Below are 25,659 nucleotides of genomic sequence, written 5' to 3'. Positions count from 1 at the left end.
ACAGCGTTGCGGCAGCAGGCACAAAACAGTGTTCTGGATTGCTGCGTCGCACTAACGCTTTGTGAACACCTGTGCACGCTTGGCTGCTAGTCTCGCCGCATCCCGTTACCGGAAGCCCCGCCGATGAAAGCCCGTTCGTTGACCTGTGCCTGCCTGTTCACTGTCTCCACCCTGATGCTTGCCGCGCCCGCGATGGCCATCAAGCCCGCCGGCCCGAACGCGCAGGTCGCGATCACCCCGGCCGTGCAGAAGGCCGTGCAGGACAGCCGCCGCGATCCGGCCAACGTCAAGCGCGATGCCTACCGCCATCCAGCGCAGACCCTGTCGTTCTTCGGTGTCGCGCCGGGCCAGACCGTCATCGAGATCACCCCGGGCAACGGCTGGTACTCGGAAATCCTCGCGCCGCTGCTGCACGACAAGGGCCAGTACGTAGCCGCGGTGGTCGACCCGGCGGCCGTGCCGGAGGGGCGTGGCCGTGATTACCAGCAGCGCAGTCGCGAGGGCCTGGAAAAGAAGTTCGCCGCTGGCGCCAGCGTGTTCGGCAAGAGCCGTGTGGTGGCTTATGACCCGAAGGCCCCGGTGTTCGGTCCGGCCAACTCGGCCGATGTCGTGCTGACCTTCCGCAACGTGCACAACTGGCGCAGCAGCGGCCAGGCTGAAGGCATGTTCAAGGGCTTCTTCTCGGTGCTCAAGCCGGGCGGCGTGCTCGGCGTGGTGGAGCACCGCGCCAAGGCCGATGTGCCGGCCGACGACAAGACCGGTTATGTCGGCCAGCAGCAGGTGATCGCGATGGCCAAGGCCGCCGGTTTCGAACTGGCCGGCAGCAGCGAGATCAACACCAACCCGCGCGACACCAAGGATTATCCGAACGGCGTGTGGACGCTGCCGCCGACCAACCAGCATGACGCGGCAGATGAAGCCAAGTACCAGGCGATCGGCGAAAGCGACCGCATGACGCTGCGCTTCGTGAAGCCGGGCAAGTAACACATCGCGCGCGGGCTATGGCCCGCGCGTTCCAGGGAAGGTAGAGGAAAGCACTTTTGAAGAAGCTGCTGTTGATCGCGTTGGCGGTGGTCACGCTGATCAAGATCGTTGATTTCGTGTTCTATGGCCGCAACGGCTATGACCTGATGGGGGCCGCCGGTTTCGGGCTCCTGCTCGCCGGTGCAGCCCTGGACGGGCGTCGCGCGTTCAATGCGCCCGCCACCGGGTCCCGGGCACGGCAAGCCCGCATCGCCACTGTCTGCGGCGTGGTGCTGGTGCTGGTCTACTTCCTGCTCAAAATGAAGATCATCGGATAACGTTCGCCGCGGATCGCGGCGTCGGCGTGGGGATGGGACAATGGACCACCCCACCGCCGCTGTCGCCCCGATGCTGATCGCCTTCAACAAACCGTTCAATGTGCTGTGCCAGTTCACCGACCGCAGCCAGCCGCCGCGCGCGACGCTGGCCGGCTTCGGTCTGCCACCGGCGGTGTATGCCGCCGGGCGGTTGGATTACGACAGCGAAGGCCTGCTGCTGCTCACCGACGATGGCGGCCTGGCCCACCAGTTGACCGATCCGCGGCACAAGGCCGACAAGACCTACTGGGTGCAGGTGGAAGGTACGGTGACCGATGAGCAGGTCCAGGCGTTGCGCCGAGGCGTGCTGCTCAACGATGGCCCCACATTGCCGGCCGGTGTCGAGCGCTTGGAGCCCGCACCCGAACTGTGGCCACGCACGCCGCCGGTCCGCTTCCGCAAGACGGTGCCCGATGCGTGGCTGGCGATCACGCTGCGCGAGGGCCGTAACCGGCAGGTGCGGCGGATGACCGCAGCGGTCGGCCTGCCGACGCTGCGCCTGGTCCGGGTTTCCATGGGCGCGCATGCGATCGGCGATCTGCAACCCGGGCAATGGCGGGAGATCGGACAATAAAAAACCGCCGGCTGAGGCCGGCGGTTTCCATGCGGATCCGGTGAAGCGTCAGCCGATCAGGCGTCGCTGCCGATATCGCTGGTTTCATCCACCACGGTGTCGTTGCGGCGGTTGCGGGCGCTGATGCGCTGCGCCTGGCCGTTCACCACGCCGCCGTTGGCGAGCTTCTTCTTCTGCTGCTTGCGGTACAGCGCGTAGCCCAGCAGGCCGACGCCGACAGCGGCGGCGGCGATGGTCACGGCCGGATTGCGGCGCACCACCTTGGCGGCGACCTTGCTGCCGGTCTTGACTGCGCCCAGCGCCGCGCCGGTCTTGATCCAGTCGGTGGCCTGCGGGCCGAAGTGGCGCAGGTTGCTGCCGGCATGCTTGAGGCCGTCACCAGCGGTGCTGGCGATGTCCAGGGCGCGCTCGAGGGCGCGGTCGGTAATCACGGTCAATCTGCTCATGGGGGGTCCTTTGCCTCGGTTCTGATCCAGTGTCGCGCGATGGCCGTGTACGCGGTGTTATCCGCCGGAGACGGCCAGGTCATGACTGTAGCGTCTCGGTGCAGCCCGGTCAGCGGGGCGTGTGGTGCCGGTCAGGTAGCAGCCATGAATGGGGGCAACGCGATGGCGGCGGAGGCGCGCTCACGTCCCGCGCGGCTTGGCCCGGTGTGTGGCCGTGGCCGTCCACGGATCATCCGGCCACGGATGCTTGGGATAGCGGCCCTTCATTTCCTTCTTCACTTCGGCATAGGTGTTCGCCCAGAAATTGCGCAGGTCCTGGGTGACCTGCAGCGGCCGGCCGCCTGGGGAAAGCAGATGCAGCGTCAGCGGGATGCGGCCATCGGCGATGCGCGGGGTGTCGCTCAGGCCGAACAGTTCCTGCAGCTTGACCGCCAGCACCGGTGCCTGCGGCGTGACGCCATCGGCATCGAGCGCATAATGGATCGGGCGCTCCATCCCGGAAGGCACGGTGATGCGCGCCGGGGCATGGCGATCGATCAGCTGGCGTTGCGCCCACGGCAGCGGTGATTTCAGCGCTTCACCCAAGGTGGATTCGTCGAGCGCGTCCAGGCGGGTCCTGCCGTTGAATGCGGGGGTCAGCCAGGTCGGCAGCGTCGCCAACAGCGCTGCGTCGGAGACATCCGGCAGTTCCAGCTCCGGCATCCATGCCCGCACCGCCAGTACACGTGCCTGCCACTGGCGCAGCCCCTCGGTCCACGGCAACGCATCCAGCCCAAGTTCGGCAACCGCTTCAGTCAGTGCCTGCGCGGCGTGTGCAGGATCCACGCGGCCGGCCGAGCGGCTGTCCAGCACGATGCGGTCGAAGCGGGTTTCCCGTCGCGCGACCAAGGCACGCTTTTCACCATCCCAGCGCACCACGTCTTCCTGTTTGAAGCGATCGGGAAAATCACGGCGCAGGCGGTTCTCGTCCACCGGCGCGGCGCGCAGCAGCAACGCATCGCGTGCCTCGTAGCGCAGCTCCACGGCGACCAGCCACGGTTCGCCACGCAGATCGCTGGGATCGAACAGGCGCGCGCTGCGGCCATTGGCCAGCAGATAGCGCAGCGGATCGGTCGGATGGCGGGCGGCGATCCGGTCCGGAAATGCATGGGCGAGCAGGTCACCGAGTTGATGCGCTTCGACTGAGGAAGGAGGCGCGGCATCACAGCGCAGGCGTCGCCGCCATTGTTTGCTGGCGGCATCGATCGCCGCCAGGCCGCCGCGGTTGGCGTCGGGTGGCACGCGCCCTTGGCGGAACGCCGCCAGCGCACGCCACCGCGCGGCGAGTGCATCACCCCCTTGCCGCAGCGGATCGCGCGCTTCCACCAGCGCGGCCAGATCGCAGGCCAACGCCTGTTCGATACCCGTGCCGGCCGCCATCAGCATTGCGGCCAGCCGCGGATGCGTGCCGAGCGTCAGCATGCGCCGGCCCAGCGGGGTCAGCGTGCCGCTGTCGCTGAGCGCACCCAGGCGCTGCAGCAGTTCACGGGCGGCGGCCAGGGCACCGGCCGGCGGTGTATCGACGAAGCGCAGGTCGTCGCTGCCCCAGGCGGCCAGTTCCAGTGCCAGCGAGGCCAGTTCCACCTGCGCAATCTCTGGCCGGCGCTGTGCCTCCAACCGCTGCGACTGCGGCCACAACCGCCACGCCCAGCCCTCGGCCACACGGCCTGCGCGGCCGGCACGCTGGTCCGCCGAGGCCTGCGCGATGTTCACCACGTCCAGGCGCGCGAAGCCGCTATTGGGGTCGTAGCGCGGCTCGCGTGCGAGACCGGCATCGATCACCACGCGCACGCCGGGCAGGGTCACCGAGGATTCGGCCACGTTGGTCGCCAGTACCACCCGGCGGCGACCGCCCGGGTCAGGCTGCAGGACCTGCGATTGCTGGTCCACCGGCAGCTCGCCGTGCAGCGGCAGCACCTGCACGGCGGGGTCGAGCACGGCCTGCAGCGCGGTCTGCACGCGCGTGATCTCGCGCTGGCCAGGCAGGAACACCAGCACGTCGCCAGGATGCTCGGCCAAGGCCTGCTCCACCGCGCGCCGTGCCTGCGGCTCCAGCGCCTCGTCGCGACGTGCGGGAAAATGCGCGACCGTCACCGGGAAGCTGCGGCCTTCGCTGCTCAGGCGCGGCGCATCCAGGGCCTGCGCCAGCCGCTCGCCATCCAGCGTGGCCGACATCACCACGATGCGCAGGTCCTCGCGCAGCTGCGACTGCACATCCAGCGCCAGTGCCAGGCCGAGATCGGCGGCCAGATGCCGCTCGTGGAATTCATCGAACAGCAGCGCCCCCACGCCCTCCAGCAGCGGGTCGTCCTGCAGCATCCGGGTCAGGATGCCTTCGGTCACCACCTCGATCCGGGTCCGCGCGGAGATCCTGTTCTCGAAACGGATGCGATAGCCGACGGTCTCTCCGACATCTTCGCCGCGTTGCCGCGCCATGAACTGCGCGGCGCTGCGCGCGGCCACGCGACGCGGCTCCAGCATGATGATCTTCCGGCCTTCCAGCCACGGTGCATCCAGCAGCGCCAACGGCACCTGGGTGGTCTTGCCGGCGCCGGGCGGTGCTTCCAGCACCAGCCGGGGGCCGTGCTCCAGCGTGGTCAGGATCTGCGGCAGCAGTGTGGAAATCGGGAACATCGGGGTGGTCATGCGGCAAGGATACGGGGCCCAGGCAGGAGCGGCGAGACGCGCGCGCCGGGGCATTGCGGGGGAGCACGGTAGAATGCCCGGGGTCACCCGTCCTGTAGCCCCACATGCAACTGATCGATATCGGCGCCAACCTCACCCATGACTCTTTCGATCGCGACCGCGACGCCGTGCTGGCGCGTGCGCGCGAGGCCGGGGTGGTGCAGATGGTGATCACCGGGGCCAGCCGCGAGCATTCGCCGATGGCGCTGGAGCTGGCCCGCCAGCACCCGGGGTTCCTGTACGCGACCGCTGGCGTGCATCCGCACCATGCGGTGGAATACACCGACGAGTGCGACGCGGAAATGCGCGCGCTGCACGCGCATGCCGAGGTGGTGGCGGTAGGTGAGTGCGGGCTGGATTACTTCCGCGATTTCTCGCCGCGCCCGGCGCAGCACCGCGCCTTCGAGCGCCAGCTGCAGCTCGCCGCCGAAAACGGCAAGCCGCTGTTCCTGCACCAGCGCGACGCGCATGCCGATTTCATGGCGCAGATGAAGAATTTCGAGGGCAAGCTCGCCCCGGCAGTGGTGCACTGCTTCACCGGCGAGCGCCAGGAACTGTTCGATTACCTGGACCAGGACTGGTACATCGGCATCACCGGCTGGTTGTGCGATGAACGCCGTGGCGGCCACCTGCGCGAGCTGGTCAAGCATATCCCGGCCGACCGCCTGATGATCGAGACCGACGCGCCCTACCTGCTGCCGCGCACGCTCAAGCCACTGCCGAAAGACCGTCGCAACGAGCCGATGTTCCTGTCGCACATCGTCGAAGAGCTGGCGCGCGACCGCGGGGAGGACGTGGAGATCACGGCCGCACACGCGACGGCGGCTACGCGCACGTTCTTCCGGCTCCCGGACGCGGCTTGAGAAGGTAGGTACCGACCGTTGGTCGGTACGCGCGTCGGACCCCGCATTGGTACGCCGCACCCACGACCAACGGTCGTGGGCTAGCGCAGGGCAGGGCGTCCGTCGCCGTGGGCCCACGCATCGTCCAGTCCTTCGCGGTACGTGGTGAAGCGTGGCTGCCACTGCAATGCCGCGCGCGTGGCGCGGCCGTCGATGCGCTTGTTGCTGGCGTAGAAGCGGCGCAGTGAGGCGGCCACCTCGGGTGCGTCCCACGCCTGCACGACGGGCAGCGGCAGTCCACTCAGCGCCGCGGCGTAGGCCACCACGTCCTGTGGCGGCGCCGGTTCGTCATCGCTCAGCAGATGCAGCGCAGCGCCTGCAGGCCGCTGCATCGCCGCGAGCACGCCGCTGGCCAGGTCCGCCACGTGCAGCCGGTTGAAGACCAGCCCCGGCCGCACCACCTGCCTCGCCTTGCCTTGCGCCAACTGCACCAGCGCATTGCGCCCGCGCCCATACAGGCCCGGCAGCCGGAACACCGCCGAGGCAATGCCACGCGCCTGCGCGAACGCCTGCCACTGCTGTTCCGCGCGCAGGCGCTTCAGGGCGGTCGCATCGGTTGCATCGGCGGCAGACGTCTCGTTGACCCAACCGCCATTGCGGTCGGCGTAGACCGCGGTGGAGGAGAGATAGCCGACCCAGCGTAGTGCAGGGCTGTCGCCCAGCGCATCGATGAGCAGGCGCAAGGCCGGGTCGCCGTCTGCATCCGATGGCACGGAGCAGACGATGGCCTCGGCCGTGCGGATCGCCTCGCGCAGGCCCGCGCTGATCGGTTCGCCTGCAACCAGACGGTGGCGGAGCAGCCCATCCGCCGGCGCACTGGCCGGATCGCGTACGGTGCCGCTGCAGGCCACCCCGTTCGAGTGCAGCAGCGCGGCCAGATGCCGCCCGCTATAGCCCAGGCCCAGCACCAGCACGTGGGACGGCAGCGCGGCAGGCATGGCGCTCAGGCGCTGCGCTGCTGCTGGTAGGCCTGCAGGTGCGCATAGGCCACGGCCAGCAGCGGTGCGGCCTGGCCGGCCGCCCGTGCCCGTACCAGCATGTCGCCGACGATATGCTCGGCCTCGACCTGTTGGCCGGCCTCCAGATCGCGCAGCATCGACGCCTTCAACGCCGAGCCGGACTGGGTGGTCGCGGCCAGCGCGATCTCCCGCGCCTTGGCCGGGATCGGCTCGCCGGCCGCCTCGGCCACCGCCAGGCACTCCTCGTACAGGCCCCGCACGATCGCCGCACCGTCATCGGTGGCCACGATCGTGCCGACATCGGCGCGCATCAGGCAGGTCGCCGCCGCCAGCGTGGTCAGGAAGGTGTATTTGATCCACTGCTCCTGCCCGATCGCATCGGTGGCGACGTGGTCCACGCCCGCCTGCACGCAGGCCGCCGCCAGCGCCAGCACGCGCGCGCTGCTGCCGGTGCCGTCGCGCTCGCCGAAGGTCAGCTTGGCCGCCGGCGCCAGATGCACCACCGCGCCGTCGCTGGCCTTGGTCGCGCTGATGAAGCACAGCCCGCCCAGCACGGCGTCGCGGCCGAAGCGTGCGTCGAGATCGGCGTAATGCCGCAGCCCGTTGAGGATCGGCAGCACCGTGGTACGCGGGCCCATCGCCGGGGCGATCGCCTCGATCGAGCTGGCCAGGTCGTAGGCCTTGCAGCTCAGGATCACCAGGTCGAAGGGCTCAGCGCTCGCCAGCGCAGGCAGCGCCTCGGCGGTGACGTGCTTGACCGGGAAGGTCGCATCGCCCAGCGGGCTGCGGATCACCAGCCCTTCGCCCGCCAGCTGGGCCGCACGCGCCGGGCGGACGAGGAAGGTGACGTCCACGCCGGCCTGGGCCAGGCGACCACCGAAGTAACCGCCGGTCCCGCCGGCGCCGAGGATCAGGATACGCATCAGCTCCGCATCCCCACGCCCCGCTTCAGCAGCCACAGCGCCAGCGCTGTCAGCGCCACCACGAAGCCGATCATCAGCGCATAGGCCACCCACAGCGGCACATCGCTGGTGCCCAGCAGGCCGTAGCGGAACGCGTTGACCATGTAGAAGATCGGATTGGCATGCGTGGCCGCTTCGGCCCAGGTCGGCAGCAGCTTCACCGAATAGAACACGCCGCCCAGGTAGGTCAGCGGGGTCAGGATGAAGGTCGGCACGATCGCCACGTCATCGAACTTCTTGGCGTACACCGCGTTGATGAAGCCGGCCAGTGAGAAGATCGTCGCGCCCAGCAGCACCGTGGTCAGCGTCACCAGCGGATGCGGAATGCGCACCGGGGTGAAGAACATGGCGATGATCAACACGATCACGCCGACCATCAGGCCACGCAGCACCGCGCCTGACACATAGCCCCACAGGATCACCCAGTTGGGCATCGGGCTGACCAGCAGCTCTTCCACGTGGCGGCCGAACTTGGCGCCGAAGAACGACGAGCTGATGTTGCCGTAGCTGTTCTGGATCACGCTCATCATCACCAGGCCCGGCACGATGAACTGCATGTAGCTGTAGCCGCCCATCTCGCCCACGCGCGAGCCGATCAGGCCGCCGAAGATCAGGAAGTACAGGGTCATGGTGATCGCCGGCGGCACCAGGGTCTGGCCCCAGATGCGCAGGATGCGCGCCACTTCGCGGCGCACGATGGTCATCAGTGCGATGCGGTTGCGCTGGCCGTCGGTCAGGACCGGGGTCGGGGTGCTGCTCATGCCACGTTCTCCTGGTTGCCGGTGAGGCGCACGAACAGCTCCTCCAGGCGGTTGCTCTTGGTGCGCATCGAACGCACGCGGATACCGGCGGCGTTCAAGGCGTCAAACACACGGTTGAGGTCCATTGCGCGCGGCATGTCCACGTCCAGCGTGTGGCTGTCGGTGGCGATCAGGATCGCGCCTTCGATCTCCGGCAGCTGGGCCGGCAGGCTGCCGTCGATGTCGAACAGGAAGCCCTCCACGTCCAGCTTGGCCAGCAGTTCGCGCATCGGGCCCTGGGTGACGATCTGGCCGTGGTTGATGATGGCCAGGTTCCGGCACAGGTGCTCGGCTTCTTCCAGGTAATGCGTGGTGAGGATGATCGTGGTGCCGGCGGCGTTGATCTCCTTGAGCACCCGCCACATGTCGCGGCGGATCTCGATGTCCACCCCGGCGGTCGGTTCATCCAGGATCAGCAGCCGCGGGCGGGTCATCATCGCGCGGGCGATCATCAGGCGGCGCTTCATGCCCCCGGACAGGGTGCGGCTCATCACCTGCGCCTTGTCCCACAGGTGGGCGCGCTTGAGCTCCTCTTCGGCCATCTTCTCGGCCTCGGCACGGGCCACGCCATAGAAGCCGGCGTAGTTGACCAGGATGTCGAAGGGCTTTTCGAACAGGTTGAAGTTGATTTCCTGGGGGACCAGGCCGATCAGGCGCATGGTGGCGCTGCGGTGGCGCACCAGGTCGCTGCCGAAGACCTCGACCTGGCCTTCGCTGAGGTTCACCAGCGAGCTGATGATGCCGATCAGGGTCGACTTGCCGGCGCCGTTGGGGCCGAGCAGGGCGAAGAAGTCGCCCGGGGCCACGTCCAGCGAGACGCCCTTCAGCGCCTGGGTGCCGTTGTCATAGGTTTTGCGGAGGTCACGCACCCGCAGGGCGGGCACGGCGGTGGGCGCGGAAGTGTTCTGGGAAGCCAAGCTCTTGCCTTCGCGCCTATGGGCTGGCGCTGGATAGGGGCGGGGAGCGGCTATTATAGAAGACCCCGAGGGCTTGCCCCGGCTACACACTGTCCCGAAAAGTCGTGCCTGCTCAATTCCCCCTCAAACTGGTCGACCGGCGCATGCTGGCCCCGACCGTCGGCCATTACCAGTTCCTGCGTGATGACGGCCAGCCGCTGGATTTCCAGCCCGGTCAGTTCATCCAGGTCCATTTCGAGTACGCCGACGGCACCGCCACCAAGCGCAGCTATTCGCTGGCGACCATTCATGATCACGCCCTCGGCGCGGGCGATGCGGTCGATATCGCGGTCAGCTTCGTCCCCGGCGGTGCCGCCACCTCCCTCTTCGAGGGCCTGGACATCGGCGGCCACGTCAGCGCCAGCGGTCCGTTCGGCCGGTTCTGCCTGCAGCCGGGCGACCACAACGCCCGCTACCTGCTGATCGCCACCGGCACCGGGGTCACCCCGTACCGCTCGATGCTGCCGCTGCTGGCCACCGCCATGGCCGAGCGTGGCGTGGAGGTGGTCCTGCTGCAGGGTGCCCGCACACCGGCCGAACTCCTCTACAGCGAGGACTTCTATGCCTTCGCGGCCGCCCACCCGGGTTTCCGCTACGTGCCGTGCCTGTCCCGCGAGCTGCCGGAGAACCCGCATCCGGACGTGCGTCACGGCTACGTGCAGCAGCACCTGGCCGAGTTCGCCCCGAGCGCGGCCACCGACATCGCCTACCTGTGCGGCAACCCGGACATGGTCGATGCGACCTTCGAGGCGCTGAAAGAGGCCGGCCTGCCGACCCCGCAGGTGCGGCGCGAGAAGTACGTCAGCAGCAAGTAACCCCGCTTTCCGGCGCGCCGCTGGCCGGTGCGCGGCAGGCAGGCGCCGCTGCCCGGTCCCGGACCGGGCAGCGCTGCACCGTGGCGGGCGGTAAGATGCGCCGCGCGCCGCTTCCGCCTGGCTGACTCGATGCCCCTGGATTTCCCCACCATTGCCGTGCTCGGCTTCCTGCTGTGCCTGGGCATCGCCATGGGTTTTTCATTGCTGCTGCTGGTGCTGCGCCGGCAGCCGGCGCTGCGGTTGTGGACGGCCAGCCTGTGGATGCTCTCGGTCAGCCTGACCCTGGTCGCGCTGCGGCCGTACCTGCCCCATGTAGCCGGAATCCTGTCCGGCAACGTCGCGGTCGCACTGTCCGGCGTGCTGATGCTGTACGGCGTGGCGCGTCATCTTGGCCGTCGGCTGCCGGCGTGGCAGCCGGTGGCATTGATGGCCACCTATCTTGGCGCGATCGCATTCTTCCTGGTGGTCCATCCCAGCCTGGTCATCCGGCTGCACGTGTTCAGCGTGTTCGCGGTCCTGCTCAACGGCTGGATGACCTGGCTGCTGCTGCGCCACGCACCGCCGGCGCAGCGCACCAGCTGCCGGCTGGCGGCGGTGGTCTTTGCCGCGCAGACCCTGCTGTACCTGGTCCGCCTGCTCCTGCCGGTGGCCCCGGATGCGGGTGACGACCTCCTGCGCGCGGGTGCGCCGGTCTTTGCCACCTACCTGGTCGGGCTGATCCTGGAGCTGGCGCGGTGCTTCGCGCTGGTGCTGCTGTTGGTGGAACGGATGCTGGTGGACCTGCAGCGACTGGCACGCACCGACGTGCTGACCGGCCTGCTCAACCGCGGGGCGGTGCTTGCCGACGGTGCCAGCCTGCTGGAGCTCAACCGCCGCCCCGGGCGACCCCTGGCGTTGCTGCTGCTGGACGTGGATCACTTCAAGCAGATCAACGATCGCTGGGGACACCTGGCCGGCGATGCGGTTCTGCGGCATGTCGCCGACGTACTGAGCACCTGCGTCGCCGATCGCGAGCACCTGCTGGGCCGCTATGGCGGGGAAGAGTTCGTCCTGCTGCTGCCGGGGGCCGATCAGGCCCAGGCGCGGCAGTGCGCCGATCGCCTGCGCCAGGCGCTGCGTGAGTCGCCCGCGCGGCTCGACGGCGTGCCGGTGCCGGTGACGGCGAGCATCGGCCTGGCGATCGATCAGGGCACAGGCGACATGGCGCGCCTGCTCGGTGAAGCCGATGCCGCGCTGTACCGGGCCAAGGCCGACGGCCGCGACCGCACCATGAGCGCGGTGGCCTTGACAGTGCAGTGAGGTGTACGGCGACGCCGCCGCCTTCCCCGGCACGGGGCCAGCCGTGTAAGTTGGGTCACATCGGCCACGCCCACGCGTCGTGGTGGCATGATCTTCAACAAGGGGAAGTACGGAAGATGTCTACACACCACCTGAGGCTGGCCGGTGCGCTGGTCGCCGCCCTGTGTGCCGGCTGCGCGCCGGTACCGGACGATGCATCCGGCGCGGCTGCCGCTCAACGCCTGTACGGCACGCTCGCGTTCCAGCCCTGCACCCTGACCAGCGCGCAGGCCAGCGCGAACGTGGAGGCACAGTGCGCCACGCTGCAGGTGCCGGAAAATCCGGCCGAACCCGACGGTCGCAGAATCGGCTTGAACATCGCCTGGCTGGAGGCCGGCAATGACGGCGCCGGCAAGGCCGACCCGGTGTTCTTCCTCGCCGGTGGCCCCGGCCAGGCCGCGACCGAGGTCGCCGCACCGGTGAACATGGCGCTGCGCGATGTGCGCAAGCAGCGCGACATCTTCCTGATCGATCAGCGCGGCACCGGCAAATCCAATCCGCTCACCTGCCTGGATGCGCAGGGCAAGGAGCTGCCGCTGGACGAGAACGCCGCGCCGAGCGCGGGCCTGATCGAAGACTATGCCCGTCGCTGCGCGCAGTCCTTGACCGGCCGCGCCGACACCCGGTTCTACACCACCACCGAGGCCATCGGCGACCTGGATGCGGTGCGCAAGGCGCTGGGCGTGGACAAGATCAACGTGATCGGCGGCTCCTACGGTACGCGTGTGGCACAGCAGTATGCCGCGCATTATCCGCAGCACACCCGCACCGTCGTGATCGATGGCGTGGTGCCGAACGACCTGGTGGTCGGCGGCGATTTCGCCAACACCTTCGAAGATGCGATCACCCTGCAGTCGGCACAGTGCCGCCAGGATCCGATCTGCGCCCAGCGCTTCCCGGTCGATACCCGCACCCAGCTGCGCAACGTCATGGCCACGCTGGCCAAGGCACCGGTCGAGGTCGAGTACCGCAATCCGGGCACCGGCCAGGCCGAGCGCGATGTATTGACCGCCGATTCGGTGACCGGACTGGCCTTCATGTTCTCGTACATGCCGGAACTGTCCTCGCTGCTGCCGGTGATGCTCGATGAGGCCGCGCAGGGTCGCTATGCGCCGCTGATGTCGTTGAGCAAGATGGCCAGCCGCACGCTGGGCGTGCAGATGAACCGTGGCATGCAATGGTCGGTGCTGTGCGCCGAGGATGCCGACCGCTATCAGGAAAGTGCGCAGGGTGACCGCGTGCTGGGCCCGGAAGTGGCGCGCATGTTCTTCGCGGCGTGCCCGGCGTGGAACGCCGGTTCGCGGCCGAAGGATTTCACCACGCCGTTCGCTTCGTCGCTGCCGGTGCTGCTGCTGTCGGGCCAGTTCGATCCGGTCACGCCGCCGCGCTATGCCGAGCAGGTCGTCAAGCAGCTGCCGAACGGGCGACACCTGCTGGCCAAGGGCCAGGGCCACGGCACGATCAACGCCGGCTGCATGCCGCGCATCCTCGGTCAGTTCATCGACACCGCCGATGCCAAGTCGCTCGATGCCACCTGCCTGGACACCCTCAGCCCGGTGCCGGCGTTCACCTCGTTCAACGGATGGGCCCCATGAACCGTTCCTCCCACCGCACCGGGGAGGTGCGCGCATGATCGTCGCCGAGAACCTGCATAAAGCGTTCAAGACCAAGACCGGCCTGATCCACGCCGTCCAGAACGTCGGCTTCCAGGCCGAAGACGGCCGCATCACCGGCCTGCTCGGGCCGAACGGTGCCGGCAAGACCACCACCATGCGCATGCTGTACACGCTGATGAAGCCCGACCAGGGCCGCGTGCTGGTGGATGGCATCGACGCGGCGGTAGACCCGATCGCCGTGCGCCGCCAGTTGGCGGTGCTCCCCGATGCCCGTGGGGTCTACAAGCGCCTGACCGCGCGCGAGAACATCGCCTACTTCGGCCAGCTGCACGGCCTGAGTGCCGCGCGGATCCGCGAGCGCACCAAGGTGTTGTCCACGGCGCTGGAGATGGAGGACATCCTCGACCGCCAGACTGAAGGGTTCTCGCAGGGCCAGCGCACCAAGACCGCGATCGCCCGCGCCCTGGTGCACGACCCGCGCAACGTGATCCTGGATGAGCCCACCAACGGGCTGGACGTGATGACCACGCGCGCGCTGCGCGGCTTCCTGCGCGGGCTGCGCGACGAGGGGCGCTGCGTGATCTTCTCCAGCCACATCATGCAGGAGGTGGCCGCGCTGTGTGACCACGTGGTGATCATCGCGCAGGGCACGGTGATGGCCGCCGGCAGCGCCGATGAGCTGCGCGCACAGACCGGGGAAAGCAACCTGGAAGATGCCTTCGTCAAGGCGATCGGTACCGAAGAAGGATTGCACGCATGAGTTCGTTCGCCACGCTGTTGACCGTGATGCGCAAGGAACTGCGCGATCTCTCCCGCGACCGCCGCACCCTCGCGCTGACCCTGCTGCTGGGACCGCTGCTGTACCCGGTACTGATCCTGGGCATGAGCAAACTGGCCGAAAGCCGGGTCAAGACGCAGATCGAGCAGCCGCTGGAAATACCGATGATCGGCGGCGAGCATGCCCCCAATCTGGTGCGTTTCCTGGCATCGCAGGGTCTCAATGCGACCGAGGCACCGAAGGACCTCACCGAAGCGATCCGAAGCCAGCGCATTGATGTGGCGCTGCGCATCAGCCCGGACTTCGGCAAGGACTGGGCCGACGGCCGCCCGGCGCTGGTGGAGATCATCAAGGACAGCACCCGCCGCGCTGCCGATATTCCCAGCAGCCGTCTGGAAGCGGCATTGGGTGGCTACAGCCAGCAGGTCGGTGCCCTGCGCCTGCTGGCGCGCGGGATCGATGCACAGGTAGCGCGCCCACTTGATGTCGCCGCGCAGGACCTGGCGACCGCCGAAGCCAAGCGCGGGATGATGCTCTCGGTGCTGTTGCCGATCCTGCTCACCATCACCTCGTTCCTGGGGGGCGCCTATCTGGTGATGGATACCACGGCCGGCGAACGTGAGCGGCAATCGCTGGAGCCGCTGCTCGCCACCCCCGCACCGCGCAGCGCGATCGTCAGCGGCAAGATCGCTGCGGCCTGCGCCGTGGGTGTCGCATCGCTGCTGCTGACCCTGGCGGCCTTCAAGATCAGCGCGCAGCTATCCTCCGGCGGGGTAGGCCGGCAGCTCAACATGGGCTTCCTGCCGATGCTGCAGATGCTGCTGATCATGCTGCCGATGCTGTTCATCGGCACGTCGCTGCTGACCTTCCTGTCGGCGGCGGCCAAGAGCATGAAAGAAGCCCAGAGCCACATGACCTGGCTGATGCTGCTACCGATGCTGCCGGGTTACGCGCTGATGGTGTACCCGATCAAGAGTGAGCTGTGGCAGTTCGCGGTGCCGTTCCTGGCGCAGAACCAGATGCTGCTCAAGATCATCCGCCACGAAACGATCAGCGCGCAGATGTGGGCGGTGTACCTGGGCGCGGGCTTCGGTCTGGCGGCGCTGTTCTGGTATGCCGCGGTGCGTCGCTACCATCAGGAGCGGTTGGCGATTTCGGGTTGATGGATCGGAGGGATGGCAATGGTGCCATCGCTCCGTCAGCTGTTTTCAGTCCGCATTGCGCAGGCATCGCATACAGAAATTCTCGATCCTTTGGATGTATTCCAACGCTGCTCGATAAGCTCCGCAGGACGCCACGCGTCGCGACTGCGGAGAAGAGGAGCGCTGCAGATAGCCAAGCTCGCTGCGCAGCTCATTAGCCTCGCTTCGAACGCCATTCCATCAAACGTTTTTGGAGTGCCGCTGCCAGCAGATCAAAATTTACCCACGTGTCTTCTACGTGATACAGGCTGGGAAGATCATCCGCCAAGATTGCTTCGTAATCTTCAAGGAACTCGCCGTCGTCGGCGTCGTAGTAGTCAAGCGTAAATGCATTGGCCTCTTCATTGAGCAAGTCATCGACGAGATTTCCGTCAGCGTATTCCAGCAGGAACTGGCCGGGGGTCCAAGTACGGTCGGCGAGAAGCTGGATCTCTGCATCCAACCCTCCGTTCATGGCGCTTTCGCCCATTCCGTTGAGCATCAGCCAAGCGAAGAACATACCGATATGGGTGGCACCCGCTTCGGCGCGCAGGTCCCCAGGAAAGTCGCCCTCCGAATGCCAGCTTGCGTCGTCGTATTTCATGTTGATTCCTCGTGTTGAGATGATGGGCAGTTCTGTTCACACTCAACCGGAGCACGAACCGCTTCCTATCAGTCTGGACCAGGCCTGAGTCGGCAGTGGAAAACCGCGACGCAACCTGACGGAATCAACGCAAAAGGCCCGGATCACTCCGGGCCTTTCGTCCTCCCACCTTATGCTGCGATCAACCGCCTTCCGGCGCGAAGGCAAGCGTGCGGCGCGTGGTGACCGGGGCGCCGACCGGCTCGAACTTCCAACGCTTGACGGCGTTGAGCGCTTCGCGGTCGAACACGCGCGCCGGGGTGGCGCGCAGCACGCGGGCGGCGGTCACCGAACCGTCGGTGCCGACGGTGAGCTCGACCAGCACTTCGCCGGAGGTGCCCGAACGCAGCGCGTCGGCCGGGTAACGCGGGGCCGGGGTGCTGACCGGGCGCAGGCTGGGCGCCGCGGCGGCCTGGCGGGTGGCCGCGGCCTGCTGGGCGGCGGCCTGCTGCTGGCGCTGTTCGGCCTCGCGGCGGGCGTTGGCCTGACGCTCGGCATCCTGGCGGTCGGTGTCGCGGCGCGCGGCTTCCTGCTGCGCGGCGATCTGCCGCGCGGCCTCGGCTTCGGTGCTCTGCTGCTGCGCCAGGCGCTGCTGTTCAACCAGCTGCTTGGCGCGGGCCTCGGCGTCTTTCTTGACCTTGTCGGTCTCTTCCTGGGTGCGCTTGAGCGCGGTCTGCATGCTGCCGCTGATGCCTTGTTTCAGGCGCGGCAGTGCGGGGGCGGCCGGGTCGACCTTTTCGATCAGCGCAACCAGGCGCTGGGTTTCGGCGAAATCCTCGCGGCCCAGGTTCTGCTCGGCGGCGATCAGGGTATAGGGCAGCAGATCGGTCAGCGCGCTTTTGACCGAGGCGTCATCCGGGGTCTTGTCGCGCAGCGCCAGGTAGTACTCGATGGCGTTGTCGCCGGCCGGGGCGTACATGCGGTTCTCGCGCAGGGCCTTGCTGGCCAGCTCACGCAGTTCCTCGGTACCCAGCGACTGGACCTTGGCCGAGACCGCCGGTGCGGCCGGCGCAGCAGTGGGGGTGGCGGGTGCCGCAGGCGCGGCCGGTGCGGTGTCGTCCTTGCCCGAGCAGGCGGACAGGGCGACCAGCAGGATCATCGGCGCGAACAGGCGCGCCGGGCCATGAGTCTTGACGTGCGACATCCAACTCCCCTTTGAAGACGACGATGCGTAGGGCCTGATGCGGTCAGGCCGACCGAAGGCCATGGACGTTTCCCGACGTCCATGGCGGACCCGCAGGTGTGCAATCTAGCATCACCCCGCCCGGACCGGGGGCCAGGCGGTCTGGGCAGGGGGCATCCTCACCGATGCCGCCGCTGCCGGGCAAGTGTCAGTGCGACAGCGCCTTGCTCGGCGTGCCGTTCATCAGCTTGTCGGTGTAGGCGATGCCGATCGCCGAGAGGATGAAGGCGCAGTGGATGATGGTCTGCCACATCACCCCGGTCGAGGTCATGGCCGAGCACTTGAAGGCCGCTGCAGCGCCCGGGCCGATGCTGCTGATCGCCGTCTGCACCGCCAGGATGTACTCCGGGCTGTTGCACGACGGCAGCCCATCCAGATTGCCCGCCGCAATGAACGTCTTCAGCAGGTGGATCGAGGAGATACCGATGATCGACAGCGCCAGCTTCACCTTCAGCACGCTCGCGTTGACGTGGCTCAGCCATTCCGGCTGGTCGGGGTGGTTTTCCAGGCGCAGGCGCGACACGAAGGTCTCATAGCCGCCCACGATCACCATCACCAGCAGGTTGGAGATCATCACCACGTCGATCAGGCCCAGCACCAGCAGCATGATCTCCTGCTCGCCCATGGTGTTGGCCTTGTGCAGCAGGTGCCACAACTCCTTGCCGAACAGGAACACATAAACGCATTGGGCCAGGATCAGGCCCAGGTACAGCGGCAGCTGCAGCCAGCGCGAGGCGAAGATCAGGGAGGACAGGGGACTGATGGGAGTCTGGGTCGAGCTCATGCTGGGATGCTGCGTTGCGGGGACGGCGCAGCGTAACGGTCCGGCTTGACCCTGCCAAGCCGAATGACGGACTAGACTCGGTATTCCCAATCCGCGAGCCGTCGCCATGATCGACCTGTACTACTGGCCCACCCCGAATGGCCACAAAGTCACGCTGATGCTGGAGGAGACCGGCCTGCCGTACCAGATCCAGCCGGTGAACATCGGCGCCGGGGACCAGTTCACGCCCGCCTTCCTGGCGATCTCGCCCAACAACAAGATGCCAGCGCTGGTCGACCACCAGCCCACTGACGGCGGCGCCCCGCAGAGCGTGTTCGAGTCCGGCGCGATCCTGCTGTACCTGGCCGAGAAGACCGGCCGCTTCCTGCCCGCCGACAGCCGCGGCCGGGTGGCGGTGCTGGAATGGCTGTTCTGGCAGATGGCCGGGCTTGGCCCGATGAGCGGCCAGATGGGCCATTTCAACGTCTACGCGCCCGAAAAGATTCCCTATGCGATCGAGCGCTACGACAACGAAGTGCGCCGCCTGCACGGCGTGATGGACAAGCGCCTGGCGCAGACCGCCTATCTTGGCGGTGAGGCGTACAGCATCGCCGACATGGCCAGCTACCCCTGGATCGGGGCCTACGACAAGCTGCCGGTCGATTTCAGCGCCTTCCCGAATCTCAAGCGCTGGCATGACGTGATCGCTGCGCGCCCGGCCACCCAGCGGGCCTACGCCCTGCGCGAGAAGGTGAACCCGCAGGCCGGCAAGCCACTCAGCGAAGAAGAGCGCAAGCACCTGTTCGGCCAGCGCTGAGCAGCGGCGTAGTGCCGGCCGCTGGCCGGCTCCCCGGAACACTCGGCGCGGCCGGATGCCCGCCATCTCCGGCACGACCGGAACGGTTTTGGTTAGGATGAAGCGTTCCCCGTGCCGCGCCAGCGGCCGGGGACTGCCCAGACGCTGCCGGAATCCTTCATGCGCCACCTGTTTGCTTCGCTCGCCCTGATGCTCGCCTCGACCTCGATCGCCCACGCTGAAAAACTGACCCTGGATGCCATCACCGGCCCGCTGCCGTTGTCCGGCCCGACCCTGATGAAGCCCAAGGTGGCCCCGGATGGCTCGCAGGTCAGCTTCCTGCGCGGCAAGGATGCGGATCGCAACCAGCTGGACCTGTGGGCGTACGACATCGCCAGTGGGCAGACCCATCTGCTGGTCGATTCCAAGGTGGTGCTGCCGGGCGAAGAGACCCTGAGCGATGCCGAGAAGGCCCGCCGCGAGCGTCAGCGCATCGCCGCGATGACCGGCATCGTCGATTACCAGTGGTCGCCGGATGCACGCACCCTGCTGTTCCCGCTCGGCGGCGAGCTGTACCTGTACGACCTGAGCAAGCAGGGCAAGGCCGCGGTGCGCCAGCTCACCCACGGCGAAGGCTTCGCCACCGATGCCAAGCTCTCGCCGAAGGGCGGCTTCGTCAGCTTCGTGCGCGCCCGCAACCTGTGGGTGATCGACCTGGCCAGCGGCCAGCAGATCCAGCTCACCGGCGATGGCAGCGACACCATCGGCAATGGCGTGGCCGAGTTCGTGGCCGATGAGGAAATGGACCGCCACACCGGCTACTGGTGGGCGCCGGATGACTCGGCGATCGCCTTCGCCCGCATCGATGAGTCCCCGGTGCCGGTGCAGAAACGCTACGAGATGTATGCCGACCGCACCGAGATGATCGAGCAGCGCTACCCGGCCGCCGGCGACCACAACGTCACCGTGAAGCTGGCGGTGATCGCGCCGCGCCGGAACGCCGCGCCGCGCTGGATCGACCTGGGCCGCAACCCCGACATCTATCTGGCCCGCGTCGATTGGCGCGACCCGAAACACCTGACCTTCCAGCGCCAGTCGCGCGACCAGAAGACGCTCGAACTGGTCCAGACCGAGCTGGCCAGCGGCCAGCAGCGCACGCTGGTGACCGAGACCTCGCCGACCTGGGTGCCGCTGCACAACAGCCTGCGCTTCCTCAAGCAGGGCGGTTTTGTGTGGTCGTCCGAGCGCAGTGGCTTCGAGCACCTGTACCGCATCTCCGACGACGGCAAGACCGTCACCCCGCTGACCGCCGGCACCTGGCCGGTGGACGAACTGCTCGCCGTGGACGAAGACGCCGGCAAGGTCTACTTCCGCGCCGGCATGGACAGCCCGCGCGAAAGCCAGCTGTATGCCGTGTCGCTGCAGGGTGGCACGCCGCAGCGCCTCTCACAGGCGCCGGGCATGCACACCGCCAGCTTCGCGCGCAACGCCAGCGTCTACGTGGACAGCTGGTCCAACACGACCACGCCGCCGCAGATCGCACTGCACCGTGCCAACGGCGAGAAGATCGCGACCCTGGTCGAGAACAATCTTGACGACCCGGCGCATCCGTACGCGCGCTATCTCGATGCGCAGCGCCCGGTCGAGTTCGGCACCCTGACCGCCGCCGATGGCAGGACCGAACTGCACTACAGCCTGATCAAACCGACCGGTTTCGATCCGGCCAAGCGCTACCCGGTGGTGGTGTACGTCTACGGCGGCCCGGCCTCGCAGACGGTCACCAACAGCTGGCCCGGCCGTGGCGATCATCTGTTCAACCAGTACCTGGCCCAGCAGGGCTACGTGGTGTTCTCGCTGGACAACCGTGGCACCCCGCGTCGCGGCCGTGATTTCGGTGGCGCGCTGTATGGCGTGCAGGGCACGGTGGAAGTGGCCGATCAGCTGCGCGGCGTGGCCTGGCTGAAGCAGCAGGCCTGGGTCGACCCGGCACGCATCGGCGTGCAGGGCTGGTCCAACGGCGGTTACATGACCCTGATGCTGCTGGCCAAGGCCTCCGACAGCTACGCCTGCGGCGTGGCCGGTGCACCGGTGACCGACTGGGGCCTGTATGACACCCACTACACCGAGCGCTACATGAACCTGCCGGGCAACAACCCGAAGGGCTACGAAGAAGCGCGCGTGCTGGCGCACATCGACGGCCTGCGCTCGCGCCTGCTGCTGATCCACGGCATGGCCGATGACAACGTGCTGTTCACCAATTCCACGGTGTTGATGAGCGCCCTGCAGAAGCGCGGCCAGCCGTTCGAACTGATGACCTACCCCGGCGCCAAGCACGGCCTGTCGGGCAGCAATGCGCTGCACCGCTACCGCCTGGCCGAAGATTTCCTGGGGCGTTGCCTGGCGCCCTGATGCCGCGTTTCCGCCACCGGCCTGACAAGGAGTTTGCCGATGACATTGCCGCCCGCGCTTCCTGGTTCGACCGTGCCCACCGGCTGGTGGCGTCGCCACTGGCGCTGGGCGATGCCGCTGGCGGTGGTGGTCGGTATGGCGGCGGCAGCGGGCGCGGTAGGGTTCGCGCTGTCCCAGTGGGCGTACTGGAGCAAGTCCAGCACGCCCTACCAGGAAGCCATGCGCCGTGCGCGCTGCAACATCGAACTGGTGGCGGCCCTGGGTGAGCCGCTGCGCGATGGCTACCTGCCGGCCGGCTCGATGCATTCCAACGGGCAGAGCCAGTTCGTGATCGCGGTGTCCGGCCCGCAGGGCAACGGCCGCATCTTCCTCAATGCCAAGCGCGCCGGCGAGCACTGGGACTACCCGATGCTGTACGTGGTGACCGACGGCAAGGAGGCGATCGATCTGGCCGCCCTGGACGACCTCGAAGCCGCGGACAGTTGCGCGCTCGAAGAGTGCCGGGCGAAGGGGGACTGCCCGCCGGCACCGGAGGCCTTGCAGATCTGAGCGGCGCATGACCTCCGGCCAATTGCCCCGGACCCGCCAAGTGCGTAGGGTCGCAGGCATCCTGCCCTGGAGTTCCTGCATGAAGCCGCTTGTCCTCGCCGTTGCGCTTGCGCTGTCCGTTCCCGCCGCGCTGTCGGCTCCCCCGGCCCTGGCCGCGCCGGCAGCCGCCAAGCCCGCCGCTTCGCCGGCCTGGGTGACCCGCAGCAATCAGCTCGCGCAGATCCTGCTGGATGCGCAGGGCCCGTTCCAGCCGGAAGAAACCGGCTTCTTCGGCGTGCCGGGCTACGACGACAAGGTGGCCGACTTCGGCCCGGACAACGGCGCCCGCTACCGCGCGGCGATGGCCAAGGCGCGCAGTGAGCTGCAGGCCAAGCTCGCCACCGAGCGCGATCCCAATGTCCGCCAGGACCTGGCGATCATGATCGCCGCCGCCGACCAGAACATCGAAGGCAGCGAACTCAACGAGAAGTACCTGCTGCCGTGGAGCGATACCCCGCAGACCGTGTTCAGCGGCCTCAATCTGCTGCTGTCCGACCAGGTACCCGCCGAGCGCCGCGCCAGGGCGCTGGATCGTCTAAAGGCCTACGCCGGGCTTGCCCCGGGCACGCAGCCGGTGACCACGCTGTCGCGCCAGCGCTACGAAGAGCGCCTGGGCGACAAGGGCCTGCTGCAGCCGACGAAGATCGAAGTCGAGCAGTCGCTGGCCAATGTGGATACCTACATCAGCGGCATCGAGCAGTTGTTCGGCAAGTACAAGGTGGCCGGTGCCGAGCAGGCGCTGCAGACCATCGCCAGCCAGCTGCGCGAGTACCGCGACTGGACCCGCCGTGACGTGCTGCCCAAGGCCCGCACCGACGCGCGCCTGCCCGAGCCGCTGTATGCCTACCAGCTCAAGCGCGTGGGCATCGACATCGCCCCGGCGCTGCTGATGCAGCGGGCCCAGCTGGAATTCATGGAGACCCGCTCGGCGATGCGCCAGCTGGCACCGCTGGTGGTGCAGGCCAAGGGCCTGAAGGTCACCGACCCCACCGATCCGGTCGCGGTGGTGCGTGCGCTCAAGGGCGACAAGATTGCCGATGACCAGCTGGAGCACCACTACCGTGGCGTGATCGATGCGATCGACCCGATCATCCGCCGCGAGAAGATCGTCGACGTGCCGCAGCGCCCGATGCAGATGCGCCTGGGCTCGGCCGCCGAAAGCGCCGCCTCGCCGGCCCCCCACTTCCTGCCGGCGCCGCTGGTCGGCAACACCGGCCAGCAGGGCACCTTCGTGCTGCCGCTGGGCAACCCGGCGGCCGGCGACAAGGCCGCGCAGTACGACGATTTCAACTTCGGCTCAGCCGCCTGGACGCTGAGCGCGCATGAAGGCCGCCCGGGCCACGAGCTGCAGTTCACCGCGATGGTCGAGCGCGGCATCTCGCTGGCGCGCACCATGTTCGCCTTCAACTCGGTCAACGTGGAAGGCTGGGCGTTGTATGCCGAAGCGGAGATGGTGCCGTACGAGCCGCTGGACGGGCAGCTGATCGCGCTGCAGTTCCGCCTGCTGCGTGCCGCGCGCGCAATGCTGGACCCGATGCTCAACCTGGGCCAGATCGACCGTGCCAACGCCGAGCGCGTGCTGATCGACGAAGTCGGCCTGTCCAAGGCGATGGCCACCCAGGAACTGGACCGCTACATGGTGCGCATGCCCGGCCAGGCCGGCAGCTACTTCTACGGTTACACCCGCATCCTTGAGCTGCGCATGCAGACCGAGCTGGCGCTGGGCGATCGCTTCGACCGGCTGGCGTTCAACAACTTCCTGCTGGACCAGGGCCTGCTGCCGCCGGACCAGCTGGCCAAGGCAGTGAACGAGGTGTTCGTGCCGAAGTACAAAGGCGCGGCCAAGCGCTGACTCGGTTCCGGTAGGTGCGGGGCGTTTCCCGCTAGGCACCGACCGTTGGTCGGTGCGCTGGCCCGGCCGCCACGACCCACGGTCGTGGCCTACCGCGGCGCCGGTTAGCGCTGCGGCGTGATCGTCTGCGTGGGCAGGCGCGGCGCCGGCGGCGGGTTGGGTACCCAGATGGCCACGCCGGCCGCGCGCTTCTGCGTGGTCGGAATGCCGATGCCGACGCCACCGCCCACGTGCGAGCCATAGCTGCCCGCACCGACGGACATGCCCACCGGCGAACCGCTGGAGCCGACGCCCATCAGGATCACGCCATTGGCACCGAGGGCGGCCGCTTCACGCTTGAGCCGCATCACGGCCGCATCGGTCTGGCCCTGCGTGCCGAAGCCGACCGCACTGGCCGATTCGAGCTGGGCGATTTCCTGTGAGCCGGCCGGCGGCGTGGAGTAGATCTGGACCGTGGCCGGATCGACCGGCGCACGTGCCTGGCCGAGCATGACCTTGGAGGTGCTGGCACAGCCAGCGCTGAGCAGCGCCAGGCCCAGCAATGCGGCGCATCGGATGTTCATGGCGTTACCCCTGTGTGTGATGGCTGGGATGATCGGCGCTGGCGACTGAATCGGTGCCAACCCCTGCCAGTGCACCCTAGCACCGCCGCGGTGAGGCCCCCGCCAACGGCGTCTCGCTGCCGCTTGCGCCTGCGCCCGGAACCGCTATGGTGGGCCACGCATTCACCTCAAGGAGCCGGGCATGGGATTGATCAGTCTGTTGTGGGGCATCGTGGCGCTGCTCTGGATGATTGTGGCCCTGATCCCGCTGCTGGGCTGGGGCAACTGGTTCCTGATCCCGTTCGCCGCCGTGGGCGCGGTCATCGCCGCCATCGGCATCCTGTTCACCCACGTCAGCAAGCGCGGCCGGGCCTGGACCGGGCTGGTGCTCAACGGCATCGTGGTGGTGGTCGGCATCGTCCGGCTCGGGCTGGGCGGCGGCATCATCTGAGCCATGCGGGTGCGACCGACCGTCGCAGCTCACGGCCGCCCGGCACCATCGGCGTAGAATGACCGGCTGCCGCATCCGGCTCCGCCGGCGGTCCACGCCCGTCCGGGCGCTCTCCCTGCACCGATGATCATTCGTCCTCGTCCCCACGGTTGGCAACTGCTCTACATCCTGCGCGGCTCCATCGTTCCGGCGGTGGCCCCGAAAGTCGTGGCGATCCTGCTGCTGTCCATTGCCGTTGCCGCCCTGGCCGAGCTGTGGCACCCGCCGGGCATCGAGCGCGTCTCGGTGGCGCCGTTCACGCTGCTGGGCCTGGTGCTGTCGATCTTCCTCAGCTTCCGCAACAACGCCTGCTTCGAGCGTTGGTGGGAAGGCCGCAAGCTGTGGGGCCAGCTGATCTATGAATCGCGCAGCCTGGCGCGGCTGTGCCAGGCCGTGCTGGTCGACGATGCGGCGCTGCGTGACCGGGTGTGCCGGCTGTGCATCGGTTTCGCGCATGCCCTGGCCGCCCGCCTGCGCGGCCGCGACGTGGCGTTGGCGGCGCTGCCGTGGGTGGCCGAGGCCGACCGCGTGCGTTTCGGCCAGCGCCGCAATGTGCCGGATCAACTGCTGGCGATGATCGCCTCCGATCTGGCCCAGGCGCTGCGCGCCGGTCAGCTCGATCCCTACCTGTACACCCAGTTCGAAACACGCCTGCATGCGCTCTCCAGCATCCAGGCCGGTTGCGAGCGCATCCTGACCACCCCGCTGCCGTTCGCCTACACGCTGCTGCTGCACCGCTGCGCGTGGCTGTTCTGCGTGCTGCTGCCGTTCGGCCTGGCCAGCTCGCTGGGCTGGGCCACGCCGGTGGTCTCGGCCGTGTTGGCGTATGCGTTCTTCGGCCTGGACCAGCTCGGCGAGGAGATGGAAGAGCCGTTCGGGCTGGAATCCAACGACCTGCCGCTGGACGCGATGGTGCGCACCATCGAAATCGATCTGCTCGACAGCCTGGGCGTCCAGCCGCTGCCCGAGCCCCTGCAACCGCGGCAGTACCTGCTGCAGTAA

25 protein-coding genes are annotated in these 25,659 nt (G+C 67.9%); 15 read left to right on the top strand and 10 right to left on the bottom strand.

Annotation, left to right across the window (positions count from 1 at the left end; all coding sequences use genetic code 11):
* Positions 1-123: 123 nt before the first annotated feature.
* From PV764_RS16625 to PV764_RS16615, 3 genes are all read left to right on the top strand, one after another.
* Positions 124-984, top strand: a complete 861-nt coding sequence (locus PV764_RS16625) for a class I SAM-dependent methyltransferase (RefSeq protein WP_046273984.1) — start codon at positions 124-126, stop codon at positions 982-984.
* A 56-nt stretch (positions 985-1,040) separates the two neighbouring features.
* Positions 1,041-1,301 carry a hypothetical protein gene (locus PV764_RS16620; RefSeq protein WP_019185466.1) on the top strand — a complete coding sequence of 87 codons (261 nt, stop codon included), beginning with the start codon at positions 1,041-1,043 and terminating at the stop codon, positions 1,299-1,301.
* Positions 1,302-1,371: 70 nt separating this feature from the next.
* Positions 1,372-1,914, top strand: a complete 543-nt coding sequence (locus PV764_RS16615; RefSeq protein ID WP_070426189.1) for a pseudouridine synthase — start codon at positions 1,372-1,374, stop codon at positions 1,912-1,914.
* Between the two features lie 56 nt (positions 1,915-1,970).
* On the opposite strand, the gene PV764_RS16610 is transcribed toward PV764_RS16615, so the two are convergent.
* Positions 1,971-2,360, bottom strand: a complete 390-nt coding sequence (locus PV764_RS16610; RefSeq protein WP_019185464.1) for a hypothetical protein — start codon at positions 2,358-2,360, stop codon at positions 1,971-1,973.
* Between the two features lie 180 nt (positions 2,361-2,540).
* Positions 2,541-5,045: an ATP-dependent helicase HrpB gene (hrpB, locus tag PV764_RS16605; RefSeq protein WP_421117115.1), complete on the bottom strand. Its 2,505-nt coding sequence runs from the start codon at positions 5,043-5,045 to the stop codon at positions 2,541-2,543.
* Positions 5,046-5,149: 104 nt separating this feature from the next.
* On the opposite strand from hrpB, the gene PV764_RS16600 reads away from it, so the two are divergent.
* Positions 5,150-5,947 (top strand): TatD family hydrolase, encoded by a 798-nt coding sequence (locus PV764_RS16600; RefSeq protein ID WP_284128627.1) that lies wholly within the window; start codon positions 5,150-5,152, stop codon positions 5,945-5,947.
* 80 nt (positions 5,948-6,027) lie between these two features.
* Here PV764_RS16600 and PV764_RS16595 read toward each other — a convergent pair whose 3' ends face one another.
* From PV764_RS16595 to PV764_RS16580, 4 genes are read right to left on the bottom strand one after another with little or no spacing between them, the layout of a single operon-like run.
* Positions 6,028-6,924, bottom strand: coding sequence for an epimerase (locus PV764_RS16595; protein WP_421117114.1), 897 nt, complete (start codon positions 6,922-6,924; stop codon positions 6,028-6,030).
* Between the two features lie 5 nt (positions 6,925-6,929).
* Positions 6,930-7,868: a 2-dehydropantoate 2-reductase gene (gene panE / locus PV764_RS16590; protein WP_019185460.1), complete on the bottom strand. Its 939-nt coding sequence runs from the start codon at positions 7,866-7,868 to the stop codon at positions 6,930-6,932.
* Positions 7,868-8,668: an ABC transporter permease gene (locus PV764_RS16585; RefSeq protein ID WP_019185458.1), complete on the bottom strand. Its 801-nt coding sequence runs from the start codon at positions 8,666-8,668 to the stop codon at positions 7,868-7,870. Before PV764_RS16585 ends, panE begins: the two co-directional genes overlap by 1 nt.
* On the bottom strand, positions 8,665-9,624 hold the full coding sequence (locus PV764_RS16580) for an ABC transporter ATP-binding protein (RefSeq protein ID WP_026070140.1): 960 nt from the start codon (positions 9,622-9,624) through the stop codon (positions 8,665-8,667). The genes PV764_RS16585 and PV764_RS16580 overlap by 4 nt, the downstream gene beginning before the upstream one ends.
* A 104-nt stretch (positions 9,625-9,728) precedes the next feature.
* On the opposite strand from PV764_RS16580, the gene PV764_RS16575 reads away from it, so the two are divergent.
* The 5 genes from PV764_RS16575 (at position 9,729) to PV764_RS16555 (ending at position 15,373) form a co-directional block, all read left to right on the top strand.
* Entirely contained in the window at positions 9,729-10,478 is a 750-nt protein-coding gene (locus PV764_RS16575; protein ID WP_083279823.1) for a ferredoxin--NADP reductase, read from the top strand.
* Positions 10,479-10,607: 129 nt separating this feature from the next.
* Positions 10,608-11,777, top strand: coding sequence for a GGDEF domain-containing protein (locus PV764_RS16570; RefSeq protein WP_399620578.1), 1,170 nt, complete (start codon positions 10,608-10,610; stop codon positions 11,775-11,777).
* 116 nt (positions 11,778-11,893) lie between these two features.
* Entirely contained in the window at positions 11,894-13,411 is a 1,518-nt protein-coding gene (locus tag PV764_RS16565; protein WP_390330373.1) for an alpha/beta hydrolase, read from the top strand.
* Between the two features lie 34 nt (positions 13,412-13,445).
* Positions 13,446-14,192: an ATP-binding cassette domain-containing protein gene (locus tag PV764_RS16560; RefSeq protein WP_046273991.1), complete on the top strand. Its 747-nt coding sequence runs from the start codon at positions 13,446-13,448 to the stop codon at positions 14,190-14,192.
* On the top strand, positions 14,189-15,373 hold the full coding sequence (locus PV764_RS16555; RefSeq protein ID WP_019185451.1) for an ABC transporter permease: 1,185 nt from the start codon (positions 14,189-14,191) through the stop codon (positions 15,371-15,373). The genes PV764_RS16560 and PV764_RS16555 overlap by 4 nt, the downstream gene beginning before the upstream one ends.
* 193 nt (positions 15,374-15,566) lie before the next feature.
* Here the strand turns inward: PV764_RS16555 and PV764_RS16550 are convergent, their stop codons facing one another.
* The 3 genes from PV764_RS16550 to PV764_RS16540 all read right to left on the bottom strand — a co-directional run bounded on the left by PV764_RS16550 (position 15,567) and on the right by PV764_RS16540 (position 18,001).
* On the bottom strand, positions 15,567-15,995 hold the full coding sequence (locus PV764_RS16550) for a hypothetical protein (protein WP_421117113.1): 429 nt from the start codon (positions 15,993-15,995) through the stop codon (positions 15,567-15,569).
* 181 nt (positions 15,996-16,176) lie between these two features.
* Positions 16,177-17,178 carry an energy transducer TonB gene (locus PV764_RS16545; RefSeq protein ID WP_421117112.1) on the bottom strand — a complete coding sequence of 334 codons (1,002 nt, stop codon included), beginning with the start codon at positions 17,176-17,178 and terminating at the stop codon, positions 16,177-16,179.
* A gap of 187 nt (positions 17,179-17,365) precedes the next feature.
* Entirely contained in the window at positions 17,366-18,001 is a 636-nt protein-coding gene (locus PV764_RS16540; protein WP_019185448.1) for a TIGR00645 family protein, read from the bottom strand.
* Positions 18,002-18,107: 106 nt separating this feature from the next.
* On the opposite strand from PV764_RS16540, the gene PV764_RS16535 reads away from it, so the two are divergent.
* The 4 genes from PV764_RS16535 (at position 18,108) to PV764_RS16520 (ending at position 23,625) form a co-directional block, all read left to right on the top strand.
* The gene (locus PV764_RS16535) at positions 18,108-18,797 is read left to right on the top strand and encodes a glutathione S-transferase N-terminal domain-containing protein (RefSeq protein ID WP_421117111.1); all 690 of its coding nucleotides are present in this window, start codon (positions 18,108-18,110) and stop codon (positions 18,795-18,797) included.
* A 159-nt stretch (positions 18,798-18,956) separates the two neighbouring features.
* On the top strand, positions 18,957-21,185 hold the full coding sequence (locus PV764_RS16530) for a S9 family peptidase (protein ID WP_019185446.1): 2,229 nt from the start codon (positions 18,957-18,959) through the stop codon (positions 21,183-21,185).
* A gap of 39 nt (positions 21,186-21,224) precedes the next feature.
* Positions 21,225-21,734: a cytochrome c oxidase assembly factor Coa1 family protein gene (locus PV764_RS16525; protein ID WP_046273032.1), complete on the top strand. Its 510-nt coding sequence runs from the start codon at positions 21,225-21,227 to the stop codon at positions 21,732-21,734.
* Between the two features lie 79 nt (positions 21,735-21,813).
* Entirely contained in the window at positions 21,814-23,625 is a 1,812-nt protein-coding gene (locus PV764_RS16520) for a DUF885 domain-containing protein (RefSeq protein WP_019185444.1), read from the top strand.
* A gap of 104 nt (positions 23,626-23,729) precedes the next feature.
* Here PV764_RS16520 and PV764_RS16515 read toward each other — a convergent pair whose 3' ends face one another.
* A complete protein-coding gene (locus tag PV764_RS16515) occupies positions 23,730-24,188 on the bottom strand; it encodes a hypothetical protein (protein WP_019185443.1) in 459 nt (152 codons plus the stop codon).
* A 181-nt stretch (positions 24,189-24,369) separates the two neighbouring features.
* On the opposite strand from PV764_RS16515, the gene PV764_RS16510 reads away from it, so the two are divergent.
* Both PV764_RS16510 and PV764_RS16505 read left to right on the top strand, forming a co-directional pair.
* Complete coding sequence (locus PV764_RS16510; protein ID WP_070472543.1) at positions 24,370-24,618, top strand: hypothetical protein; 249 nt, start codon at positions 24,370-24,372, stop codon at positions 24,616-24,618.
* 123 nt (positions 24,619-24,741) lie between these two features.
* Positions 24,742-25,659, top strand: coding sequence for a bestrophin family protein (locus PV764_RS16505; RefSeq protein WP_019185441.1), 918 nt, complete (start codon positions 24,742-24,744; stop codon positions 25,657-25,659).

Source organism: Stenotrophomonas sp. AS1 (genome assembly GCF_048957655.1).
Taxonomy (GTDB): domain Bacteria; phylum Pseudomonadota; class Gammaproteobacteria; order Xanthomonadales; family Xanthomonadaceae; genus Stenotrophomonas; species Stenotrophomonas bentonitica_A.
This window is presented reverse-complemented; position numbering and strand designations above follow the sequence as displayed.